This window comes from Sphingomonas sp. GW822-FHT03G08 (genome assembly GCF_058801135.1).
Genome location: NZ_JBXAMZ010000001.1, coordinates 557,865 through 572,548 on the forward strand (window position 1 = coordinate 557,865; position 14,684 = coordinate 572,548).

Sequence of the window (14,684 nt, forward strand, 5' to 3'; positions counted from 1 at the left end):
GCGCTCATCGTTCGATCGTCCCGACGCGGCGGATCTTACGCTGCAGCTGCATGATGCCATACAGCAGCGCTTCGGCGGTCGGCGGGCAGCCCGGGACATAGATGTCCACCGGCACGATCCGGTCGCAGCCGCGCACGACGCTGTAGCTGTAGTGGTAATAGCCGCCGCCATTGGCGCAGCTGCCCATCGAGATGACGTACTTCGGCTCCGACATCTGGTCATAGACCTTGCGGAGGGCCGGAGCCATCTTGTTGCACAGCGTGCCGGCGACGATCATCACGTCCGACTGGCGCGGCGATGCGCGCGGCGCGGCACCGAAGCGCTCCATGTCGTAGCGCGGCATGTTGACGTGGATCATCTCGACCGCGCAGCAGGCGAGGCCGAAAGTCATCCACCACAGCGAACCGGTGCGGGCCCACTGGAACAGCTCCTCGGTCGACGTGACCAGGAAGCCCTTGTCGCCGATCTCGGCATTGATGTCGTTCAGGAAGCCGACGTCCGGGAGGGTTCCCGGCGAGGGCGGCGTCGTGGTGAGCTCTACTCCCATTCGAGCGCTCCCTTCTTCCAGGCGTAGACGAGGCCGAGCGTGAGCTCGGCGATGAAGATCATCATCGAGATCCAGGCGGTCCAGCCCAGCGAGAAGACCGAGACGGCCCACGGGTACAGGAACGCAGCTTCGAGATCGAAGATGATGAACAGGATGGCGACGAGGTAGAAGCGCACGTCGAACTGGCTGCGCGAATCCTCGAATGCGGGGAAGCCGCACTCATATTCGCTGAGCTTTGCTTCCGTCGGCTTGTGCGAGCCCGTCAGCCGGCTGACCAGCATGGGCAGGAACACGAAGGCGCTGGAAAGCGCGAGGGCGACCCCGAGGAACAACAGGATCGGCAGATATTGTGACAGGTCGACCAATGGCCTTCTCTTCTCGCGACTGCGGAATCTGACGGGGGCTTTAGGACGATGAGCCGAGTGCGGCAAGGGTTCTAACCCCTGAGAATCACTCGCAATAAGTCCACATGGGCCCCAAACGGAAAAACCCGGCAACGCGGCCGGGTAAATCCTTTGAAATGCGTTATTTTATAGGAGAGCTGCTCAGCGCAGCGCGCTGGCCACCAGCTTGTGCAGCTTCGAATGCAGGACGTCATTGGCGGCGAGATACTGGTTACGCTCGCGCGCCAGGTCCTGGCCACGGTAATCGGTTACGAACCCACCGGCTTCCTTCACCAGCAGCATGCCGGCAGCGACGTCCCAGGGCTTGAGGTCCGATTCCCAGAAGCCGTCGAAACGACCGGCGGCGACCCAGGCGAGATCGAGCGCGGCCGCGCCGAGCCGGCGAATCCCCGCCACTTCCGGCGCGACCGCACCGAAGATGCGGCTCCATTCGGCGAAATTGCCATGGCCCAGGAACGGAATACCCGTCGCGATCAGCGCTTCGTCGAGGTGACGGCGAGCCGAAACGCGAAGGCGCTGGTCCTGCAGCCAGGCGCCGCGGCCCTTTTCCGACCAGAAGCTCTCGTCGGTCAGTGGCTGGTAGATATAGGCGTGCGTCACCTCGGGCTTGCCCTGGGCGCCCCGCGGATCCTCGACCGCGATCGAGATGCAGAAATGCGGGATGCCGTGGAGGAAATTGCTGGTGCCGTCGAGCGGATCGATGATCCAGCGCGGCTTGTCCGGATCGCCGGCGATCTCGCCGCGCTCCTCGACCAGGAAGCCCCAGTCCGGACGCGCCTTCTGCAGCTCCTCGATCAGCGTGTCCTCGGCGCGCTTGTCGGCAATGCTGACGAAGTCGGCAGGGCCCTTGCGGCTGACCTGGAGGTGCTGGACCTCGTTGAAGTCGCGACGCAGGCGCGGGCCGGCCTTGCGGCAGGCGCGCTCCATGACGGTGATGAGGCCGGAATGGGCTACCAAGTCGAATTCCCTACAACAAACTTCCAAACGGCCCGGCGCAGGCGAAGCCTGTGCCGTCGGTCGAGCTCTGCTCGCCGGCCCGGGCCGGCGGATCGGACGGATAGCGTGGCTACCCGCCTCGTCCGCTCGTCCTTAGTCCGCGCGGCGGACGTACGCCTGCTCGTACACATCGACGACGATGCGCGTGCCCGAGGCGATATGCGGCGGGACCATGATGCGCACGCCATTGTCGAGCACGGCCGGCTTGTACGACGACGAGGCCGTCTGACCCTTCACCACCGCATCGGCCTCGACGATCGTCGCTTCGATCGTGTCGGGCAGCTGCACGCTGATGGCTTCCTCGTCATAGAGCTCCATCACCACGTCCATGCCATCCTGCAGGAAGGCGGCCGCGTCGCCGAGCAGGTCGCGCGGCAGCGTGGTCTGGTCGTAGGTTTCCTTGTCCATGAAGACGAGCGTGTCGCCCTCCGGATACAGGAACTGGAAGTCCTTGGTATCGAGGCGCACGCGCTCGACCGTTTCCGCCGAGCGGAAGCGGACGTTGTTCTTGCGGCCGTCGCGAAGGTTCTTGAGCTCGACCTGCATGTACGCACCACCCTTGCCGGGCTGCGTGTGCTGGATCTTCACGGCACGCCAGATGCCGTTTTCATATTCGATGATGTTGCCGGGACGGATGTCCACGCCGCTGATCTTCATGGTCGAGACCTATGGAACTGAGAAAGAGCTGAGCGCGCGCCTTTAGCCGCGTGCGGCGTCTTCGGCAAGCCATCCCGCGCGGGTGAAAGCCGGGGCCTCGTGCCGCACGCTGTCCCTTTGCGGCGCGAGATACCGGCTTCCTGCCTGTTGACGGACTATCGATCGGCATCCCGCAGCAGCGGATAGGGATTTATGTTCTGGCCCTGCCACCAGCCCTCGCCCGGCTGCATCAACTTGATCTCGAAATGGAGATGCGGCGCCCCGCCCTGCGCGCTGCCGGTATTACCCACCGTGGCGATCCGCTCGCCCTGGCGTACCGCCTGCCTCTCGGCGACGAGATAGCTGTCGAGATGCGCGTAGTAATGGATCGTCGTTCGGTCTCGCGTGCGGACATAGATCGTGTGCCCGCCATTCACGCTCTCGAAGATCTTCTCGACCGTGCCCGAGGCGGCGGCGAGCACCGGTGTGCCCTGGGGTGCCATGATGTCGATCGCGTGATGCTCGCGGGCACCCCCACCCCGGCTCTGCCCCCAGGTGTCACTGAGCTGGCGCGCCGCGACGCCTTCCACCGGGATGATCAGCGCTACCGGGTCGCCATTGGCTGCAACGGGCTGTGCCGTCGGCTCCACTGCAGCCGATTGCGACACGGGCGCCGATGCTGGCTGGACGGTGATCCGGACCAGCGAGAGGAAGGCCAGCGCAAGCAGCAACAGCAGCGCGCCCATCCCCCAGCCGATCCGTTTCGCCCAGACCAGCATCGCCTCTATTCCTGGAATACGGCTTTGGTGCCTGGCTTGACCATCAGCGCGAGCCGGGCCGCATCCCAATTGGTCAGGCGGATGCAGCCATGGCTTTCGGTGCGGCCGATCAGCTGCGGCTCGGGCGTGCCATGGATGCCGTAATGCTCCTTCGACAGGTCCAGCCACACCACCCCCACCGGGCCATTGGGTCCCGGCGGCAACATCGCCGGGTCACTGCCCTTCCTCGCGTCCCAGAACAGCTTGGGATTGTAGTGGAACTTGGGGTTGGTGTCCGCCCCATAGATCTTCCACGTGCCGATGGGCAGCGGATCATGTTCGCTGCCCATGGTCGCGTTGAACTGCGCGACCAGGCGATCCTGCTTGTCGAACACCTTGAGCACCTTCTCGCTCTTGTCGACGACGAGATGGTCCGCCTCCGGCACCTTGGCCTCGACGTTGAGCATGGTGAGCGTCGCGCGCCACTCCGGCTTGATGTCCGCCGGATAATCGCGCGATGCGGGCAGCGCATTGGGGAAGACGAACTCCGCCCCGGGTCCGATCGCCTTGCCGCCCGGGTTCAGCTCCACCAGCACCTCCGGCGTGGTGTGGAACATCTCGGCCAGCTTCTCGAGCGGACGGGTGTAACCGAGCGACGGCAGCTTCGCCTGCTTCCCCGGATCCTTCGGGATCGGATTGATGTACGGTCCCTTCAGGGTCTCCGCATCAAGCGTCAGCTTTCGCACTGGCCGCAGCGAGGCATAGGGCGCCAGCGCCTTGAGCGTCGACGCATCGAGCTCGCCGCTGGGCGTTATCCCGCGCGAAGTCTGGAATCCCTTGAGCGCCGCAGTGAGCGACTGCCCATCCCGCCCATCGAGGATGCCCGGCGAAAAGCCGAGATGATCGAGGATCACCTGGGCATGGAGGATGGTATAGTCGATCGGCGGTTTGCCCGAAGTTCCCGCCTGCGCGAGGGCGTTGGGACCGAGCGAGGCACAGGCGAGATAAGCCGACAGCCCAAGGAATTTCCGCACCAAATCAAGCTCCTGCAGACGACGTTCCGCAAGAACAACGGCTGGAACTCTAGGTTGGTTTCGAAAGCATCGTCATCCCGGCTTTCGCCGGGATGACGGAATAGGTCAGCCGGCCAGCACCGCCGCGAACGCCTTCACCGCCGCTTCCTCGTCCCCGCCCCATACGGCGTTGGAAACCGCCAGGAAGTCCGCGCCTGCCTTTACCAGCGGCGCGGCGTTGTCCGGCGTGATCCCGCCGATCGCGACACAGGGCAGCTCGAACAACGCCGACCACCAGCTGAGGATCACCGGCTCGGGCCGGTGGTTGGTTTCCTTGGTCGTGGTCGGATAGAAGGCGCCGAACGCGACATAGTCGGCGCCGGCCTCACCCGCTTCCATCGCCAGGTGGCGGCTGTCATGGCAGGTCACCCCGATCTGCACCTGCGGGCCCAGCACCGCGCGCGCCTCGCGCGGATCGCCGTCGCCCTGCCCTAGATGCACGCCGTCGGCATCCAGCCGCTTGGCCAGGCTGACATCGTCATTGACGATGAATGCCACGTCCGCATCCGCGCAGATCCTGCGCAGCGGCTCGCCGAGACGTGCCGCCTCGTGCTGGTCGACGCCCTTCACCCGCAACTGGAAGGCCGCCACCGGCCCTGCGCCGAGCGCGCGCTTGAGCCGCTCCGGGAATGCCCCCGCCACATCGAGCGGCGAGATCAAATAGAGCTGGCACTTCGGGCGGCGCACGTCGCGCACGAACTGGTCGGCGAAATTCGGGTCGAGCGGCGGCAGGCCATCTTCATCAAGGTCGGTCATTCCGGCTGCCTTAGCGAAACCCGCCTGGCTGCACCACTGTCGATCGAAAGGGCGTGACAGCCCGTCCCGCGCCAAGGCAGGATCACTCCGATCAGCAGGCGAAAAGGGGGATTCGCATGTTCAGCATGTTCAAATGGCCGATCGGGCGCTGCGGCCGCGGCGCGATGTTCCTGTGGCTGGTACTCGGCAGCCTCGGCTTCTCGGCGATCAAGTTCTTCGCCTTCCAGCAGATCGACATCGGCGCGATCCAGTTCGGCTTCCGCCCCGGCGCGCTCACGCATCCGGCGGCCTTCCCGCTCTGGTATGTCGCGCTGGAGGCAGCTTTCGACCTGGCGCTGATCGTCGTCGCCATCGCCCGGCTCCACGACATCGGCAAGCCGGGCTGGTGGCTCCTCGGCTTCGTCGGGCTGGCAGGGCTCGCCGCCTTGCCGGGGTTGAGCATCCTCGTCGTCGTTGCGCTCGTCCTGTGGCTCGCGCTGCTGTTCTGGCCTGGCACCTTCGGTCCCAACGCCTACGGCCCGCATCCGCTCGGCTGGGAATCGCGCGAGCATTATGAGCGGCAAATGCGCGAGCTCCGCGAGCATGTCCCGCCGGGCAAGGCCTAGCCGCCGCGCACCATCGCCATCAGGAAGCCGTCCCAGCCCTTGTCGCCCACCGTCTGGATGGCGGTGGCGTCGAGGCGGGGCTCGGCGGAGACCGCATCGAACAGCGCCCGCGTGCCGATCACCCGCGGGTCGGCATTGTCGGGATCGAGGATGTTTCCCTCGCGGATCACATTGTCGACCAGGATCATGCCGCCCGGCCGGGTGAGCGCCAGCGCTGCTTCCAGATAGGCGACATTGCTCGGCTTGTCGGCATCGATGAAGACCAGGTCGAACGGCCCCTCGCCCGCCGCGACCATCGCCGCCAGCGTATCCACCGCGGGCCCGACCCGAACCTCGCAGCGGTCCCCGATCCCGGCCCGTGCAAGATTGACCCGCGCTACCTCGGCATGATGCGGCTCCAGCTCCAGCGTTACCAGTTGCCCGTCCGCAGGTAGTGCCCGCGCGAGCCAGATCGTGGAATAGCCGCCCAGCGTGCCCACTTCGAGGATGCGCCGCGCGCCGGACATCCGCGCGAACAGCTCGAGCATCCTGCCCTGCGCGGCCGACACGTCGATTGGCGGCAGTCCGCCCGCCGCATTGGCCGCGAGCGCGCCCTCCAGCACCGGATCGTTACCCAGCAACTTCCCGGCGATATAGCCGTCCACTGCGGCCCAATCCTGCGTCATCCCCGCTTCCTTCATGCCGATTGCCGTTCCATCCTCGATGGCCCAAAGTCACGCCAATGGGGAGAGGGATGCGCGGATTCTGTCGAAGGGGCGTTCTAGCGGGCTCTTTCGCGCTGGCCGCCTGTGGAACGCCGGCGCCCGTGCCGAAGAAGTACCCGGCCCCAGTCCCCGCGGCGGAGCTGGCCCGCTTGCTCCCCGGGCACCTCATCCGTCTCTCACCCACGGCCCCTTGCGATTCGGGGCCGCTCAGCTTCCCTGCTCCGGGCAAGTTCCTCTGGTACAACGGCTTCGGAAACGCCTCCGGGACCTATCGCATCCTTGATGGCGCAATAGAGCTCGACGGCAAATGGGGCAGAAGACGCGATCAGGTCCGGATCCGCTTCGCCAGGGACGCAAAGGGGACGCTTCTCCACGCCTTCCCTCAAAACGAACTGCGCCCGGCCCAGCTCGATCCGATCAACGCCAGCACCCTGGCGACTGGCTGTTACTAGCGCCTAACCCCTTATGCCGGCGCCCGTCACAGGCCGCGTCTCGACATGCGTCTCGAACCCCGCGATCAGCGGCCGTCCCTTGGCGATCGCGTCGCGCACTGCCGGCAGCTTGAGCGAGTCGGCGTGGAACTGCTTCGTCTTCCAAACTTCGGTGATCCAGATGCCGTCGGCATCGCCCAGATCCTCGGCGATCAGATAGGCGATGCAACCCGGCATGTCGGCGGTGCCGCCGCTCAGCAGCGCGACCAGTTCGGCGCGCTTGCCCGGCTGCGCCTTGATCTTGCCGACCATCCCGTAAAGCTCTTCTTCCATCCGGAACTCCCTGGCCAGGGCAGGCGCGCCCAGCATCGCGAGCGCGAAGCCGGCCAAAACGGGTCTGCGGGCAATGGTCATGCGGCCACCCTAGCCGCTTCCAGCGCCGCGATGAAGGCCGCCGGATCGTCGAAGCGGTGCGCCACCGCCCGGATCGCCCTGCGCCGCCGTATGACCGGTTCGTCCAGCTCGACCAGCACATTCGGGTAGGCGATCAGACCGAGATTGAGCGCGTCGCGCCGCTTGATCTCGGCGCCCTCCCAGCTGGTGCGTATCGCGGAGACATGCGCCACCGGAACCTCGACCCCGGCGATATGGCCCGCCCGCAGGACCAGCCGCTCGCCATCCACCAGCACGGGCAGGCGCCGGAACGAGTGGATCGCGCGCACCAGCCACACCACGCCTGCCAGGCTGGCGAGCGTGACGGCCAGCGCAGCCCGCCAGTCCCACAGTGCCAGCAGGAAATGGACGACCGCCAGCTCCAGCCCGGCCAGCGCGGCGAACACCCACATCATCGGCGCGAGGCTGCGATGATAGGGGTGTTCGCTCGCGGCCAAGCTTATTGCTCGCCCTTGTAGATGCCTACCAGCTTGTCGAGCATCGCCAGCGCCTCGGCGCGCGGACGCTGGAAGGTATTGCGCCCGATGATCGAGCCGTTGCCGCCACCATCACGGATGTCGATCGCATCCTGGTAGACCGCGTCGGCGCCCTTGGCCGCCCCGCCCGAGAAGACCACGATGCGGCGACCGTTGAAGCAGCTCTTCACGACATGCTTCACCCGGTCGGCCTGGCTCGACCAGTCGGTGCCTTCATACACCTTCTGCGCGTCCTTCTGCTCGATATGCGCACTCGGCAGCTTCACCTTGATGATGTGCGCGCCGAGCAGCGCCGCGATGTGCGCGGCATAGGCGCCGACGTCGAGCGCCAGCTCGCCGTCCTTGCTCAGCTTGCCGCCGCGCGGGTACGACCAGATCACCGTGGCGATGCCGACCGAAGCCGCTTCGGCGCGCAGTTCCTTGATCTCCTCGATCATCTCGAACACGTCTTCCGAGCCAGGATAGATGGTGAAGCCGATCGCGGCGCAGCCCAGCCGCAGCGCGTCGTCGACGCCGCCGGTCACCGCCTGGTTGTTGCTGGTCGCCCAGCTGTTCGAGCTGTTGACCTTCAGGATCGTCGGGATCTGGCCGGCAAAGGTGTCGGCGCCCGCCTCGATCATGCCCAGCGGCGCGGCATAGGCGCTCAGGCCCGCGTCGATCGCCAGCTGGTAGTGGTAATGGGGATCATAGGCATCCGGGTTCACCGCGAAGCTGCGCGCAGGGCCATGCTCGAAGCCCTGGTCGACCGGCAGGATGATCAGCTTGCCCGTGCCGCCCAGCTTGCCCTGCATCAGGATGCGGGCGAGGTTCGCCTTCACGCCGGGATTGTCGGATTCATAGTTCGCGAGAATGGCTTTTACGGCCGGCGTGATCGACATCTGTATCCCCTTGCATATCTGGTGTTGGGGAGCCCCTATCGCCCGGATTTGCAGGCGAAAAGCCTGACAACGCTGCCACCGTGCAAGCTTTTCTGCAAGCGGCGATGAGCGGTTCCGATCCCGCGCTTGACGGCGCCGTGGGCCGGAGACAGCATGGCCTGGGCTAGAGGGGGAAAAGCCATGGGGATTTCTGCACTTTGCGCGCGGCTGGCGCTTGCCGCGCTGCCATTCTCGCTGCTCGGGGCCGCACCGGCGCCGGTGCCCATGGTCGCAGCCGTCAAGATCGGCCAGCCCGCCCCACCCTTCACGCTCCGGCTGATCCGCGGCGGCAACAAGGTCTCGCTCGACGAGCTCCGCGGCAACGTCATCGTCCTGAACTTCTGGGCAACCTGGTGCGCGCCCTGCCGCAAGGAGCTGCCGACGCTCGATCGCTATTATGAGCTGCGCAAGGATGCCGGGCTGCGCGTCTACGCCGTCGCCACGGAAGATTCGCTGCCGGTCTATCAGCTCAAGAAGCTGTTCGACGTGATGCACATCGATCCGGTGCGCTCGATCAAGGGGCCGTATGACGTGGTGGGGAACGCCGTGCCGACCAACATCATCATCGATCGCAACGGCGTCGTCCGCTACGCCAAGGCCGCGGCGCTAGACCTCGACCGGCTGAACGAACTGCTCGTGCCGCTGCTCAACGAGAAAGTGAAATAGCCCGGGCGGGGACGCCGCAGGGCGCCCCCAGGGCCGGTTTCAGCCTGCCAGCGCGGCGACGCCGGGCAGCTCCTTGCCTTCCATCCATTCGAGGAAGGCGCCGCCCGCGGTCGAGACGAAGGTGAAATCCCCCGAGACGCCGGCCTGGTTGAGCGCCGCCACCGTGTCACCGCCACCGGCGACCGAGACGAGCTGGCCTTCCTTGGTCAGCGCCGCGGCGGTCTTCGCCAGCGACACCGTCGCGGTGTCGAAAGGCGGGGTCTCGAACGCACCGAGCGGGCCGTTCCACACCAGGGTGCGGCAGGTCTTGAGTACGTCGGCAAGCGCTTCCGTAGCCGCCGGGCCGATGTCGAGGATCATCTCATCGGCCGCGACTTCGTGGACGTTGACCGTGCGCAGGCTCGGCGGGTTCGCCGCGAACTCCTTCGCCACCACCACGTCATAGGGCAGGTGCACGGTGCAGTTGGCGCGGTCGGCCGCGTCGAGGATCTCCTCGGCGGTGCCGGTGAGGTCATGCTCGCACAGCGACTTGCCGACATCGACGCCGCGCGCCGCGAGGAAGGTGTTGGCCATGCCGCCGCCGATGATCAGGTGATCGACCTTCTCGACCAGGTGGCGCAGCACGTCGAGCTTCGACGAGACCTTGGCGCCGCCGACCACCGCCGCGACCGGATGCTCGGGATTGCCGAGCGCCTTGTCGAGCGCGTCGAGCTCGGCTTCCATCTGGCGACCGGCAAAGGCAGGCAGCTTGTGGGCCAGGCCCTCGGTCGAGGCATGGGCGCGGTGCGCAGCCGAGAAGGCGTCGTTGACGTACAGATCGCCCAGCGACGCAAGCGCCGCGATCGTCTCCGGCGCGTTCTTCTCCTCGCCGGCGTCGAAGCGGGTGTTCTCGAGCAGAGCGATATCGCCCTCGCCCATCGCCGCGACTGCTTCGGCCGCGCCATCGGTGTCGATGAAGCGGACTTCGCGGCCGAGCACATGGCTGAACGGCTGGGTGACGAGCGACAGGCTCATCTCCGGATTGCGCTGTCCCTTGGGCCGGCCGAAATGCGCGAGGACGATAACCTTCGCGCCCTTGTCCGCCAGCTCGGCGACGGTCTGCACCGCAGCGCGCAGCCGGGTGTCGTCGGTCACCTGGCCATCGGCCATCGGCACGTTCAGGTCCTCGCGGACCAGCACGCGCTTGCCGGCGATATCGCCCATGTCGTCGAGCGTCTTGAAGGGGCGGGTCATGTTCTTCCTCGCGGTTGGTCGTTGATGCGGGGGGCAAACATGGCCTCCCCTCCCACCGTCACCCTGAACTTGTTTCAGGGTCCAACTCTCCACGAACGATACCGTTTGAGGCGTGTTGGATGCTGAAACAAGTTCAGCATGACGGCAGGTGTTGAGGGCAGTCCTTAGCCCAGCTTCGCCATCGCGGTGGCCGTGTCGACCATGCGGTTCGAGAAGCCCCACTCATTGTCGTACCAGCTGACGACGCGCACCAGCTTGCCGTCGATCACCGCGGTCTCCAGGCTGTCGACGGTCGACGAAGCCGGGGTGTGGACGATGTCGATCGAGACCAGCGGCTCGTCGGAGAAGAGCAGGATGCCCTTGAGCGGGCCTTCTTCCGACGCCGCCTTCAGGATCGCGTTCACTTCCTCGACGCTGGTATCGCGCTTCGGCGTGAAGGTCAGGTCGACAAGGCTGCCGTCCGGAACCGGAACGCGGATCGCCGAGCCGTCCAGCTTGCCCTTCAGCTCCGGCAGCACCTCGCCCACGGCGCGCGCGGCGCCGGTGGTGGTCGGGATGATGCTCATCGCGGCGGCACGGGCGCGGCGCAGGTCCGGGTGGATCTGGTCGAGGATCTTCTGGTCGTTGGTATAGGCGTGGACCGTGGTCATCAGGCCGCGCTCGATGCCGACGGTATCGTTCAGCACCTTCGCGACCGGCGCCAGGCAGTTGGTGGTGCACGACGCGTTGGAGACGATCGTGTGGCCGGCCTCCAGCTTGTCATGGTTCACGCCGTAGACGACGGTCAGGTCGACATTCTTGCCCGGAGCCGAGATCAACACCTTCTTGGCGCCGGCGTCGATGTGCTTCTGGGCCGAAGCGCGGTCGGTGAAGAAGCCCGTGCACTCCAGCACCAACTCCACGCCGTTCTCGGCGTGCGGCAGGTTGGCGGGATCGCGCTCCTTGGTCACCTTGATGCGGGTGCCGTCGATGATCAGGTCGTCGCCCTCGGCAGTGACGGTGCCCGGATACTTGCCGTGCACGCTGTCGCGCGAGAAGAGCCACGCATTCGACTTGGCATCGGCCAGGTCGTTGATCGTGACGAGCTCGAGCCCGCTATCCGGACGCTCCAGGATCGCGCGCGCGACCAGTCGACCGATGCGCCCGAACCCGTTGATCGCAACCTTCGTCATGCCTGTTCTCCGTTCAACTTTTCGACGATCTGCGGAACGATGGCTCCCGCAGTGAGCCCGAAATGCTCGTAGAGCTTCAGATAGGGGCCGGAGGCGCCAAATCCATCCACCCCAAAGTTCAATCCATCAATGCCGGTATAGCGCTCCCAGCCCAGCGTCGTGCCGGCCTCGATCGAGACCTTGAGCGCATGCGCCGGCAGCAGGTCGCGCTTGTACTGTGCGTCCTGCGCATCGAAGCGCTCCCAGCACGGCATCGAGACGACGTCGGCGCCGATGCCCTGGGCTTCCAGCTCATCACGCACGGCGACGGCGATCTCGACTTCCGAGCCGCTGGCGATCAGCACCACCTGGCGCGGCGCCTCGGCCTCGCGGATCGCATAGGCACCACGTGCCGAGCGGTTTTCGCCGGCCTCGAGGCGCAGCTGCGGCAGGTTCTGGCGGCTGAGCGCGAGCAGGCCCGGGCCGTCCGCGCGCTGGAGCGCCAGTTCCCAGCACTCGGCGGTCTCGACCACGTCGCACGGGCGATAGACGTCGAGGTTGGGGATCAGGCGCAGGCTGGTCAGGTGCTCCACCGGCTGGTGGGTAGGGCCGTCCTCGCCCAGGCCGATCGAGTCGTGCGTCATCACATAGATCACGCGCGCCTGCTGCAGCGCCGACAGGCGGATCGCCGCGCGGGCATAGTCCGCGAACACCAGGAAAGTGCCGCCATAGGGGATCACGCCGCCATGCAGCGCCATGCCGTTCATCGCCGCCGACATGCCGAACTCGCGGATGCCGTAATAGACATAGCGGCTGGCGTAGTTGTCGGCGTTGAACGCGCCCAGGCCCTTGGTCAGGGTGTTGTTCGAGCCGGTCAGGTCGGCAGAGCCGCCGACCGTGTCGGGGATCTGCGCGTTGATCGCCTCGAGCGCCATTTCGCTCGCCTTGCGCGTCGCAACCTTCTGCGGCGCGTCGATCAGGCCCTGGATATGATCCGAGAGCGAGAACCAGGCCGGCAGCTCGCCGCGCATCCGGCGCTCGAACTCGGCGCGGTCCTCATGCGCCGCGAGGCGCTGCTTCCACTCCGCATGCGGCGTTGCACCGCGCTTGCCGGCTTCCAGCCAGGTCTCGCGGATATCGCCCGGGATCTCGAAAGCCGGGTGGTTCCAGCCCAGCGTCACGCGAGCAGCGGCGACTTCGTCGGCGCCCAGCGGCGAGCCGTGTACCTTGGACGAGCCCTGCTTGTTCGGCGCACCGAAGCCGATGATCGTGCGGCACTTGACCAGCGACGGCAGCTCGCTGGCGATCGCCTCGTCGAAGGCGCGGGCGATGTCGGCGGCGTCATGGCCGTCGCACTCGACGACCTGCCAGCCCGATGCGCGGTAGCGCGCCGGGATGTCCTCGCTCGACGAGAGCGACACCGCGCCGTCGATCGTGATCTTGTTATCGTCCCACAGCACGATCAGCTTGCCGAGCTTCAGATGCCCGGCGAGACCGACCGCCTCATGGTTGATGCCTTCCATCAGGCAGCCGTCGCCGGCGATCACCCAGGTGCGGTGATCGACCAGGTCGTCGCCATAGACGGCGTTGAGGTGGCGCTCGGCGGCGGCGAAGCCCACGGCCATCGCAAGGCCCTGGCCGAGCGGACCGGTGGTGCACTCTACGCCTTCCAGCTCGAAATTCTCCGGGTGGCCGGCGCAGGGGCTGCCGATCTGGCGGAAGTCGCGGATGTCCTGCAGCGTCGGGCGGGCATAGCCGGTCAGGTGCAGCAGCGAATATTGCAGCATCGAGCCATGGCCGGCCGAGAGCACGAAGCGATCACGGTCCGCCCATTTCGGATCGGCCGGGTCGTACTTCAGGTAATTCTGGAACAGCACGGTGGCGACGTCGGCCATGCCCATCGGCATGCCCGGATGCCCCGAATTGGCCGCCTCCACGGCGTCCATCGACAATGCCCGGATGGCATTGGCGCAGTCGGTGAAGCTTGCGGTCACTTGGAGTCCCCTGATGCTGGCGCGGACGCCTTTGGTGCCCTTGCGGGCCCACGTCAACCGCCTCGGCACTGCGAAACCGTGCAGGACTCGAACCGGCGCTGCTTCGCTTCAGCTCGGCGAACCCGTCGTGGAACCGGTGCCATTCAGGGGTTGCGAGGTTCGGATGGGGTGCGTAACGCTTGGATATGGCAAGTACGCCCGCCGATCGTATCGAACAGGCCCTCGTCCGCATCGAGAAAGCCGCTGCAGCGCGGGCCTATGCCTGCGAACGCATCACCCAGCGCCACGCCAAGCTGCGGTCCCGCATCGAGGATGCGGTGTCGTCGCTCGACGCGCTGATCGCGCGTGAAACTCAGGCGGACCAGGACTGATGGCCGACATCGATATTTCCGTCGCCGGCCGCAGCTATTCGGTCGCCACGCGCGAAGGCGACGAAGCCCATATCCGCCACCTCGAGTCGATCCTGCAGCGCCACGCCGACACGGCACTACGCGCCTCGGGCGGGCTCAATGCCGAGCGCACTCTGGTCTATCTGTCGCTGATCCTCGCCGACCTGCTCGACGAGACCGAGCGCAACCCGCCGGAAGGCGTGTCGCCGGTACTGCTCGAGCGCATCGCCGACCGGCTCGAGGCCGTGGCTGCCGCGCTCGAGGAAGACGCCAGCGAGGCGTAACCCTTCGACCCGCACGGTTCCCCGGCGAAAGCCGGGGAAAGAAGTACCTCGTAACCCGTTGCGGACACCCGCCCCGCCCCCTATATCCATAGGCGGCGGGCACTGCCCGGTACGAGCCTTGCAATTATCCCTGAGGCTATTCATCTTCCATGGGGGCTGTCCCTGTGCGGATCCTGGTCCGCGGCACATGGTCCCCACCTGACGTAACGGG

At 66.3% G+C, this 14,684-nt stretch carries 18 protein-coding genes; 4 read left to right on the top strand and 14 right to left on the bottom strand.

Features of this window, described 5'->3' with window-relative positions; genetic code table 11:
* Positions 1–4: 4 nt before the first annotated feature.
* The 7 genes from AC1RJ5_RS02390 to thiE all read right to left on the bottom strand — a co-directional run bounded on the left by AC1RJ5_RS02390 (position 5) and on the right by thiE (position 5,170).
* Positions 5–547: a NuoB/complex I 20 kDa subunit family protein gene (locus AC1RJ5_RS02390; RefSeq protein ID WP_493111491.1), complete on the bottom strand. Its 543-nt coding sequence runs from the start codon at positions 545–547 to the stop codon at positions 5–7.
* Positions 538–912: an NADH-quinone oxidoreductase subunit A gene (locus AC1RJ5_RS02395; protein WP_086129639.1), complete on the bottom strand. Its 375-nt coding sequence runs from the start codon at positions 910–912 to the stop codon at positions 538–540. The genes AC1RJ5_RS02390 and AC1RJ5_RS02395 overlap by 10 nt, the downstream gene beginning before the upstream one ends.
* A 180-nt stretch (positions 913–1,092) precedes the next feature.
* Complete coding sequence (locus AC1RJ5_RS02400; RefSeq protein ID WP_342249918.1) at positions 1,093–1,908, bottom strand: inositol monophosphatase family protein; 816 nt, start codon at positions 1,906–1,908, stop codon at positions 1,093–1,095.
* A gap of 132 nt (positions 1,909–2,040) precedes the next feature.
* Positions 2,041–2,604, bottom strand: a complete 564-nt coding sequence (gene efp, locus AC1RJ5_RS02405; RefSeq protein ID WP_184166428.1) for an elongation factor P — start codon at positions 2,602–2,604, stop codon at positions 2,041–2,043.
* A 155-nt stretch (positions 2,605–2,759) separates the two neighbouring features.
* The gene (locus AC1RJ5_RS02410) at positions 2,760–3,362 is read right to left on the bottom strand and encodes a M23 family metallopeptidase (protein WP_342249919.1); all 603 of its coding nucleotides are present in this window, start codon (positions 3,360–3,362) and stop codon (positions 2,760–2,762) included.
* 5 nt (positions 3,363–3,367) lie between these two features.
* A complete protein-coding gene (locus AC1RJ5_RS02415) occupies positions 3,368–4,375 on the bottom strand; it encodes a L,D-transpeptidase family protein (protein ID WP_493111495.1) in 1,008 nt (335 codons plus the stop codon).
* A gap of 105 nt (positions 4,376–4,480) precedes the next feature.
* Positions 4,481–5,170, bottom strand: a complete 690-nt coding sequence (thiE, locus tag AC1RJ5_RS02420) for a thiamine phosphate synthase (RefSeq protein ID WP_269575253.1) — start codon at positions 5,168–5,170, stop codon at positions 4,481–4,483.
* Between the two features lie 116 nt (positions 5,171–5,286).
* On the opposite strand from thiE, the gene AC1RJ5_RS02425 reads away from it, so the two are divergent.
* Entirely contained in the window at positions 5,287–5,775 is a 489-nt protein-coding gene (locus AC1RJ5_RS02425) for a DUF805 domain-containing protein (protein WP_493111498.1), read from the top strand.
* Here AC1RJ5_RS02425 and AC1RJ5_RS02430 read toward each other — a convergent pair.
* From AC1RJ5_RS02430 to AC1RJ5_RS02445, 4 genes are all read right to left on the bottom strand, one after another.
* On the bottom strand, positions 5,772–6,440 hold the full coding sequence (locus AC1RJ5_RS02430; protein WP_493111500.1) for an O-methyltransferase: 669 nt from the start codon (positions 6,438–6,440) through the stop codon (positions 5,772–5,774). The two genes, AC1RJ5_RS02425 and AC1RJ5_RS02430, sit on opposite strands and share 4 nt — an antisense overlap.
* A 494-nt stretch (positions 6,441–6,934) precedes the next feature.
* A complete protein-coding gene (locus AC1RJ5_RS02435; RefSeq protein ID WP_269575250.1) occupies positions 6,935–7,324 on the bottom strand; it encodes a putative quinol monooxygenase in 390 nt (129 codons plus the stop codon).
* Entirely contained in the window at positions 7,321–7,800 is a 480-nt protein-coding gene (locus AC1RJ5_RS02440) for a hypothetical protein (RefSeq protein WP_493111503.1), read from the bottom strand. Before AC1RJ5_RS02440 ends, AC1RJ5_RS02435 begins: the two co-directional genes overlap by 4 nt.
* Before the next feature lie 2 nt (positions 7,801–7,802).
* A complete protein-coding gene (locus AC1RJ5_RS02445; RefSeq protein ID WP_269575248.1) occupies positions 7,803–8,717 on the bottom strand; it encodes a class I fructose-bisphosphate aldolase in 915 nt (304 codons plus the stop codon).
* A gap of 180 nt (positions 8,718–8,897) precedes the next feature.
* Here AC1RJ5_RS02445 and AC1RJ5_RS02450 point away from each other — a divergent pair, with 180 nt between their 5' ends.
* Positions 8,898–9,422: a TlpA family protein disulfide reductase gene (locus tag AC1RJ5_RS02450; protein WP_493111506.1), complete on the top strand. Its 525-nt coding sequence runs from the start codon at positions 8,898–8,900 to the stop codon at positions 9,420–9,422.
* Between the two features lie 39 nt (positions 9,423–9,461).
* Here the strand turns inward: AC1RJ5_RS02450 and AC1RJ5_RS02455 are convergent, their stop codons facing one another.
* From AC1RJ5_RS02455 to tkt, 3 genes are all read right to left on the bottom strand, one after another.
* The gene (locus AC1RJ5_RS02455) at positions 9,462–10,655 is read right to left on the bottom strand and encodes a phosphoglycerate kinase (RefSeq protein WP_493111508.1); all 1,194 of its coding nucleotides are present in this window, start codon (positions 10,653–10,655) and stop codon (positions 9,462–9,464) included.
* Between the two features lie 164 nt (positions 10,656–10,819).
* Complete coding sequence (gene gap / locus AC1RJ5_RS02460; protein ID WP_184166449.1) at positions 10,820–11,827, bottom strand: type I glyceraldehyde-3-phosphate dehydrogenase; 1,008 nt, start codon at positions 11,825–11,827, stop codon at positions 10,820–10,822.
* Positions 11,824–13,800, bottom strand: coding sequence for a transketolase (gene tkt, locus AC1RJ5_RS02465; RefSeq protein ID WP_342249926.1), 1,977 nt, complete (start codon positions 13,798–13,800; stop codon positions 11,824–11,826). The genes gap and tkt overlap by 4 nt, the downstream gene beginning before the upstream one ends.
* Positions 13,801–13,985: 185 nt before the next feature.
* On the opposite strand from tkt, the gene AC1RJ5_RS02470 reads away from it, so the two are divergent.
* Positions 13,986–14,171: a hypothetical protein gene (locus AC1RJ5_RS02470; RefSeq protein ID WP_184166455.1), complete on the top strand. Its 186-nt coding sequence runs from the start codon at positions 13,986–13,988 to the stop codon at positions 14,169–14,171.
* A complete protein-coding gene (locus AC1RJ5_RS02475) occupies positions 14,171–14,473 on the top strand; it encodes a cell division protein ZapA (RefSeq protein ID WP_184166458.1) in 303 nt (100 codons plus the stop codon). The genes AC1RJ5_RS02470 and AC1RJ5_RS02475 overlap by 1 nt, the downstream gene beginning before the upstream one ends.
* The last annotated feature ends 211 nt before the right edge of the window (positions 14,474–14,684 follow it).